At 70.5% G+C, this 2,819-nt stretch carries 3 protein-coding genes; all 3 read left to right on the top strand.

Annotation, left to right across the window (positions count from 1 at the left end):
* Positions 1-747, top strand: a 747-nt coding sequence (locus tag FUT87_RS18755) for a methyl-accepting chemotaxis protein (protein WP_255511915.1), incomplete at its 5' end; no start/stop codon positions are given.
* Positions 748-801: 54 nt separating this feature from the next.
* Complete coding sequence (locus tag FUT87_RS18750) at positions 802-1,311, top strand: chemotaxis protein CheW (protein ID WP_147242004.1); 510 nt, start codon at positions 802-804, stop codon at positions 1,309-1,311.
* 164 nt (positions 1,312-1,475) lie between these two features.
* The coding region (locus FUT87_RS18745) for a methyl-accepting chemotaxis protein (protein ID WP_147242003.1) at positions 1,476-2,819 on the top strand (1,344 nt) is incomplete at its 3' end.

Raw genomic sequence — 2,819 nt, 5'->3', positions numbered from 1 at the left:
GGCTTCGCGGTGGTGGCGGGCGAGGTCCGCTCGCTGGCCCAGCGCAGCGCCGAGGCCGCGCGTGAGATCAAGACCCTGATCGGCGCCAGCGTCGAGCGCGTGGAGACCGGCTCGCGCCTGGTGCAGGAAGCGGGCTCGACGATGAGCGACATCGTCTCCAGCGTGCAGCGGGTGACGGACATCATCGGCGAGATCACCGCCGCCTCCAGCGAGCAGAGCGACGGCATCAGCCAGGTCAACCAGGGCGTGAGCAACCTGGACCAGATGACGCAGCAGAACGCCGCGCTGGTGGAGCAGTCCGCCGCCGCCGCCGAGAGCCTGAAGGACCAGGCCGAGCGCCTGGGCGCCGTGGTCGACCGCTTCCGCGTGTCGGGCAGCGCCGGCGCACTGTCGGCGACCGCGTTCACCGCGAAGTCGTCGTCGTCTTCTTCGTCCTCGCCGTCTTCTTCGTCTTCGTTGTCGTCGGGCGTCACATCCGCGTCGACGACCTTCAGCGCCAGGCCGGCCGCGTCGTTCAGCGCCGCCACGGCGCCAGCCGCCAAGCCGGTGGCTGCCGCGAAGCCGCTGGCGTCGCCGGCCCATGGCGTCGCAAAGACGGCCGCAAAGACGGCCGCCAAACCGGCCCGGGCCGCGCTCAAGCCCGCTGCTCCCAAGCCCGCGGCCCCGAAGGCCGCGCCCGCCCCGTTCACTCCGCCGCCGGCTGTGCCGGCCACCACCGCCGCCGACGGCGACTGGGAAACCTTCTAATCCGCCGCACGAGGTCAACACATGGAAATCGTTCAACAAACCGGCACGCAAGTGATGCAAGCGAACTCCGGCGCACTGGTCCCGCAAGGCGCCAGCGCCGCGCCCGCCAGCGGCGAGTACCTGACCTTCCGCCTGGGTCAGGAGGAGTACGGCATCGACATCCTGAAGGTGCAGGAGATCCGCTCCTACGAGCAGCCGACCCGCATCGCCAACGCGCCCGAGTTCATCAAGGGCGTGGTGAACCTGCGCGGCGTGATCGTCCCGATCGTGGACCTGCGCCTGAAGCTGGGCTGCGCCACGGCCGAATACAACAGCTTCACCGTCGTGATCGTGCTGAACGTCAAGAACCGCGTCGTCGGCGCGGTGGTCGACTCGGTGTCGGACGTGCTGGAGCTGAACCGTGACGTGATCCGTCCGGCGCCCGAGCTGAGCTCCAGCGCCGTCAACACCAGCTTCATCATGGGCATCGGCGCGGTCGCCGAGCGCATGCTGATCCTGATCGACATCGAGGGCCTGATGTCCAGCGCGGACATGGGCCTGATGGATGCGATGACCACGGCCTGATCGCGCGCAACGCCCGGCACCGTCCGGGCGTTTCTCCTGCCGGGCGCGCGCCCTGCCCTGAGGGGTGCCTGCCGGAGCAGGAGAAAAGACCGAGAGAGCGAATCGTGGAGGCACGCGCCAGAGAGCGGCACACGCCCGGCGCCGATGAGACACGGAGCCCGTTCATGTTCGACTCGATCAAGACCCGACTGATCTCGCTGGGCGTGGGCATCGTCGCCCTGACGCTGCTGGCGATCACCGTCGCCAATTACGTGACGGTGCGCGGCCACACCCACCGGCAGGTCTCCCAGGCCCTGGATGAACTGGCCGCGGCGCGCGGCGACGCGATCCGGCAATGGGTGCGGGCGCAGCGCGACATCGTGGCCTCGCTGCAGCCGGCGGTCGGCGCCGCCGACCCGGTGCCGCTGCTGCAGCAGGCGGCCAAGTCCGGCCGGCTCGAGGCCGCCTACGTCGGCTTCGCGGACAAGAAGATCGTCTTCAACACGCCGCAGAACCTGCCCGCCGACTACGACCCCACCGGCCGCCCCTGGTACACCGGCGCCGCTTCCGCGTCGGGAACGATCCTGACCGCGCCCTACATGGACGCGTCCAAGGGCCGCCTGGTGGTGACCTTCGCGGCGGCGGACAAGAGCGGCGGCGGCACCAAGGCCGTGGTCGCCACCGATGTCTTCCTGGACGACGTCGTCGCCACGGTCCAGGCGATCAAGCCGACGCCCGGCGGTTTCGCCTTCCTGATGTCCAAGGACGGGAAGATCGTCGCGCACCCCGACGCCCAACTGGCGCTGAAGGCGGCCACGGCGATCTCCGAGCAGCTGACGCCGCAGGCGCTGGCGACCGCGCTGGACCCGCAGGCCGGCTGGGCCGAGGCGCGGGTCGGCGGGGACGACTTCCTGATCAGCGGCACCCCGATCGCGGACACCGACTGGCAGCTGTTCGTCGCGGCGAAGAAGGACGAGGCGCTGGCCTCGCTGGGCGCGCTGCTGCGCACCGCGGTGATCACGGCGCTGGTCATGATGGCGATCGCCGCGCTGGCGATGACCGGCACGATCAGCGCGATGCTGCGCGGCGTGGACCGCGTGCGCGCCGCGCTGGACGACATCAGCGCCGGCGACGGCGACCTGACCCAGCGCCTGCCCGCGGGCGGCCGGGACGAGGTCGGCCGCATCGCGTCGTCCTTCAACCTGTTCGCCGAGAAGATCCAGCGCATCCTGCTGGACGTGCGCTCGGCCAGCAACTCGATCACCACCGCCTCCAGCGAGATCGCGATCGGCTCGCAGGACCTGTCGCAGCGCACCGAGGAGACCGCGTCCAACCTGCAGCAGGCGGCCTCGTCGATGGAGGAACTGACCGCGACGGTGCGCCAGACCGCCGACGCGGCGCAGACGGCCAACCAGTTGGCCTCGAGCGCGTCGAGCGCGGCGGCGCGCGGTGGCGAGGTCGTGGGCCAGGTGGTCTCGACGATGGACGAGATCAACGCCAGCTCCAAGAAGATCAACGACATCATCGGC

The sequence above is a fragment of the Mitsuaria sp. TWR114 genome (assembly GCF_007997345.1).
Note: the sequence above shows the minus strand (reverse complement) of the source record. Positions and strands in the feature narration are given on the sequence as shown.